Raw genomic sequence first — 5,476 nt, 5'->3', positions numbered from 1 at the left:
TTCAGCTAAGAAAGGAGGCTTTGTTCTTTTAATATTCAACCTGGCGATGAGCTATTTTTGCGGGAGGCTACCCTCCAACTATCTTCGCCGCTGTCACGTTTCACACCTGAGTTCGAGATGGGTCAGGGTGGGTCCACGACGCTAGAAACACCAGGAAAGCTTTTGGCTTTAACCTATGGTTAGGCATGGTTGGGTAGAGCCATGAAGGCTGCATAGAAACTTGTTTTTTGTCAGACATTTGTCTGTTGAAGATCAGAGGTCAAGCCCTCGGTCTATTAGTACGGCTCGACTGCATGCATTACTGCACTTCCATCTACCGCCTATCAACGGGTGTTCTGCCCGTGACCTTACTGGGTTAACCCCATGAGAGCACTCATCTTGAGGTGGGCTTCCCACTTAGATGCTTTCAGCGGTTATCCGCTCCGCACATAGCTACCCAGCGTTTACCGTTGGCACGATAACTGGTACACCAGCGGTGCGTCCTTCCCGGTCCTCTCGTACTAAGGAAGGCTCCTCTCAATGCTCTTACGCCTGCACCGGATATGGACCGAACTGTCTCACGACGTTCTGAACCCAGCTCACGTACCGCTTTAATGGGCGAACAGCCCAACCCTTGGGACGTACTACCGCCCCAGGTTGCGATGAGCCGACATCGAGGTGCCAAACCTCCCCGTCGATGTGAACTCTTGGGGGAGATCAGCCTGTTATCCCTAGAGTAACTTTTATCCGTTTAGCGACGGCCTTTCCACGCAGCGCCGTCGGATCACTAAAGCCGACTTTCGTCCCTGTTCGACATGTACGTCTCACAGTCAAGCTCTCTTGTGCTTTTACACTCTACGGCTGATTTCCAACCAGCCTGAGAGAACCTTTGCGCGCCTCCGTTACCTTTTAGGAGGCGACCGCCCCAGTCAAACTGCCCACCTGATACGGTTCCGCTGCCGGATCACGGCAAACGGTTAGAATTCTAGCTTTGTTAGAGTGGTATCTCACCGTTGACTCCATCGTCCCCACAAGGACAATCTCTTAGTCTCCCACCTATCCTGCGCAAACAAAGCCCGAACCCAATACCAGGCTACAGTAAAGCTTCATAGGGTCTTTCTGTCCAGGTGCAGGTAGTCCGTATCTTCACAGACACTCCTATTTCGCCGAGCCTCTCTCCGAGACAGCGCCCAAATCGTTACGCCTTTCGTGCGGGTCGGAACTTACCCGACAAGGAATTTCGCTACCTTAGGACCGTTATAGTTACGGCCGCCGTTCACCGGGGCTTCAGTCGCCAGCTTCAGGACGAATCCCTGACCGACTTCTTTAACCTTCCGGCACTGGGCAGGCGTCAGCCCCCATACTTCGTCTTACGACTTCGCGGAGACCTGTGTTTTTGGTAAACAGTCGCTTGGGCCTCTTCACTGCGACCACCTTTCGATGGCACCCCTTCTCCCGAAGTTACGGGGCCATTTTGCCGAGTTCCTTAGAGAGAGTTATCTCGCGCCCTTGGGTATTCTCAACCTTCCCACCTGTGTCGGTTTAGGGTACAGGTAATTCTGGATTAACGTGGTTAGAGCTTTTCTAGGAAGCTTGACGTCACACACTTCGAGTCCGTAGACTCTCGTACTCATGTCTCAGCTCAAGCCGTTTTCACCGGCTCTCATCACCTCGAACACTTAAACCGCGAACCAACATGCGGCTGTGTTAGCCTTCTCCGTCCCTCTGCACAATCCAGAATCAGTATCGGAATATTAACCGATTGTCCATCGACTACGCTCTTCAGCCTCGCCTTAGGTCCTGACTCACCCTCCGTGGACGAGCCTTGCGGAGGAAACCTTGGGATTTCAGGGCATTGGATTCTCACCAATGTTTGCGCTACTCAAGCCGACATTCTCACTTCTGCTTCGTCCACACCTGCTCTCGCTGATGCTTCAAACTACAACAGAACGCTCCCCTACCGATACATCGATAGATATATCCCACAGCTTCGGTACACAACTTAGCCCCGTTCATTTTCGGCGCAAGAGCGCTTGACCAGTGAGCTATTACGCACTCTTTTAAGGATGGCTGCTTCTAGGCAAACCTCCTGGTTGTCTGGGCACTCTCACCTCCTTTATCACTGAGTTGTGATTTGGGGACCTTAGCTGGTGGTCTGGGCTGTTTCCCTCTTGACGATGAAGCTTATCCCCCACCGTCTCACTGGCAATCTGTACACGAGGTATTCAGAGTTTGACTCGATTTGGTACCGCTCTCGCAGCCCGCACCGAATCAGTGCTTTACCCCCTCGCTATAATCATTGCCGCTGCGCCTCAACACATTTCGGGGAGAACCAGCTAGCTCCGGGTTCGATTGGCATTTCACCCCTAACCACAGGTCATCCGCTGATTTTTCAACATCAGTCGGTTCGGACCTCCACTTGGTGTTACCCAAGCTTCATCCTGCCCATGGTTAGATCACCCGGGTTCGGGTCTATAAATACAGATTAACGCCCTGTTCAGACTCGGTTTCCCTTTGACTTCGCCATTCTCGGCTTAATCTACCTGTACCTATAAGTCGCCGGCTCATTCTTCAACAGGCACACGGTCAGACGTTTAAATCGTCCTCCCATTGCTTGTAGGCTGATGGTTTCATGTTCTATTTCACTCCCCTTCCGGGGTTCTTTTCACCTTTCCCTCGCGGTACTGGTTCACTATCGGTCACACAGGAGTATTTAGCCTTACGAGGTGGTCCTCGCGGATTCACACGGGATTTCACGTGCCCCATGCTACTCGGGATTCAGCTAGTATCATTAAGCTTTCGACTACGGGACTTTCACCCCCTCTGGTGCAGCATTCCACTGCTTCGTCTAGCCGCTTGAGTCCATATCGCTGTCCCACGACCCCAAGGTGCATGCACCCTGGTTTAGGCTGTTTCCGTTTCGCTCGCCGCTACTTGGGAAATCACGTTTGTTTTCTCTTCCTACAGCTACTAAGATGTTTCAATTCGCTGCGTTCGCTCTTGCCACCCTATGGATTCAGGTGGCAGTATATAGGGTTGCCCCATTCGGAAATCTCTGGATCAATGCTTGCTTCCAACTCCCCAGAGCATATCGTCGGTAACCACGTCCTTCTTCGCCTCTGTGTGCCTAGGTATCCACCATCAGCCCTTGTTAGCTTGACCACTTCAATCAATCAACATTGGTGTCTGTGATATCTGTTGAAACCCCTCACTCGTTGCCTTGTAAGCAACTCGTGAAAGATTTACTACTTTCTACCTGACAAGTTTCTATGCAGTTTTCATGGTTCTGTCTGGAACAAGTCCAGCAGGCTCTCTAATCCTAGTCTCACATTCGTGAAGACCTAGTTAGACAAGTTGCTGAAGTTGATGCCGCTTCGGGTACGAAAGCTCTCTGCTCTCAGTGGAGGTTAACGGACTCGAACCGTTGACATCCTGCTTGCAAAGCAGGCGCTCTACCAACTGAGCTAAACCCCCTCATTTTCAAAAGGTGGGCCATCCTGGACTCGAACCAGGGACCTCACCCTTATCAGGGGTGCGCTCTAACCACCTGAGCTAATAGCCCATAGCCCGAACCAATCTTACATAGTCTAGAAGTCAACACTCAATCCTCGAACGACCTTGGGATGACCAGCTTCTTCTCTAATAGCCCAATCCTCTAACCAATCAAATCAACCGAGGTTAATTGATTCACTGGAGAACTGAACGTTCAAGGAGAAACGGGTAGGTCTCCCTATAAGGAGGTGATCCAGCCACACCTTCCGGTACGGCTACCTTGTTACGACTTCACCCCAGTCATCAGCCCTGCCTTCGGCATCCTCCTCCGCGAACGGTTGGAGTAACGACTTCGGGCGTGGCCAACTCCCATGGTGTGACGGGCGGTGTGTACAAGGCCCGGGAACGTATTCACCGCAGTATGCTGACCTGCGATTACTAGCGATTCCGCCTTCATGCAGGCGAGTTGCAGCCTGCAATCTGAACTGAGCCACGGTTTATGAGATTTGCTTGTCCTCGCGAACTTGCGGCTCTTTGTCCGTAGCATTGTAGTACGTGTGTAGCCCAAGGCGTAAGGGGCATGCTGACTTGACGTCATCCCCACCTTCCTCCGGTTTGTCACCGGCAGTCTCTCTAAAGTGCCCAACTCAATGATGGCAACTAGAAACGAGGGTTGCGCTCGTTGCGGGACTTAACCCAACATCTCACGACACGAGCTGACGACAGCCATGCACCACCTGTGTTGCAGCTCCCGAAGGCACTCCTCCCTTTCAAGAGGATTCTGCACATGTCAAGCCTTGGTAAGGTTCTTCGCGTTGCATCGAATTAAACCACATACTCCACCGCTTGTGCGGGCCCCCGTCAATTCCTTTGAGTTTCACACTTGCGTGCGTACTCCCCAGGCGGACAACTTAACGCGTTGGCTACGGCACTGCCCGGGTCGATACGGGCAACACCTAGTTGTCATCGTTTACGGCTAGGACTACAGGGGTATCTAATCCCTTTCGCTCCCCTAGCTTTCGTCCATGAGTGTCAGTTCAGGCCCAGTCACGCGCTTTCGCCGCTGGTGTTCTTCCCAATATCTACGCATTTCACCGCTACACTGGGAATTCCCGTGACCCCTACCAAACTCTAGTCTTGAAGTTTTCACCGCCGTTACGAAGTTGAGCCTCGCGATTTAACAGCAAACTTTCAAAACCACCTGCGGACGCTTTACGCCCAATAATTCCGGATAACGCTTGCATCCTCCGTATTACCGCGGCTGCTGGCACGGAGTTAGCCGATGCTGATTCATCAGGTACCGTCATTGTGTTCTTCCCTGATAAAAGAGGTTTACGACCCAAGAGCCTTCCTCCCTCACGCGGTATTGCTCCGTCAGGCTTGCGCCCATTGCGGAAAATTCCCCACTGCTGCCTCCCGTAGGAGTCTGGGCCGTGTCTCAGTCCCAGTGTGACTGGTCATCCTCTCAGACCAGTTACTGATCGTCGCCTTGGTACGCCGTTACCGCACCAACTAGCTAATCAGACGCGAGCTCCTCTTCAGGCTATAAATATTTCACCCGTAGGCACATCGGGTTTTAGCAGCCGTTTCCAACTGTTGTCCCCGTCCTGAAGGCAGATTCTCACGCGTTACTCACCCGTCCGCCACTAAATCCCGAAGGATTCCGTTCGACTTGCATGTGTTAAGCATACCGCCAGCGTTCATCCTGAGCCAGGATCAAACTCTCCATGTTGTTTTGAAAAACATAGGGCTTGTTCAGCTCACGAAAGATTTCATCTGGTTAGAACTAACTAACCAAAAAATCCAATTCTCGACTTTTTAACCCTTAAAGCACTACCGAAGTATTCCTTTAAGTCAATTTGCTTTGACGAGGTTTAAGTGCTATTATGACTTCTAAACTATGCAGTTGTCTTGGTTCAGCACGGGAAGAACCTTCGCTTTCGCGTCCGTTCCTCTCACCCGCTTGACTAATATAACTTGGCAAGGCGAACCGTGTCAAGCAAAA

General features: G+C 51.7%; 2 tRNA genes and 3 rRNA genes. All 5 read right to left on the bottom strand.

Features of this window, described 5'->3' with window-relative positions:
- Window positions 1–38 precede the first annotated feature (38 nt).
- Window positions 39–155 (bottom strand): 5S ribosomal RNA (gene rrf / locus C7B65_RS26465).
- Window positions 156–255: 100 nt separating this feature from the next.
- A 23S ribosomal RNA gene (locus tag C7B65_RS26460) occupies window positions 256–3,141 on the bottom strand.
- Window positions 3,142–3,380: 239 nt separating this feature from the next.
- A tRNA-Ala gene (locus C7B65_RS26455) sits at window positions 3,381–3,453 on the bottom strand.
- Between the two features lie 14 nt (window positions 3,454–3,467).
- A tRNA-Ile gene (locus C7B65_RS26450) sits at window positions 3,468–3,541 on the bottom strand.
- Window positions 3,542–3,712: 171 nt separating this feature from the next.
- Window positions 3,713–5,203 (bottom strand): 16S ribosomal RNA (locus C7B65_RS26445).
- The 16S, 23S and 5S rRNA genes sit together here with 2 tRNA genes alongside, the layout of an rRNA operon.
- Window positions 5,204–5,476 lie beyond the last annotated feature (273 nt).

The organism is Phormidesmis priestleyi ULC007 (assembly GCF_003003695.1).
In the GTDB taxonomy this organism is placed as follows: domain Bacteria; phylum Cyanobacteriota; class Cyanobacteriia; order Leptolyngbyales; family Leptolyngbyaceae; genus Phormidesmis_A; species Phormidesmis_A priestleyi_A.
Note: the sequence above shows the minus strand (reverse complement) of the source record. Positions and strands in the feature narration are given on the sequence as shown.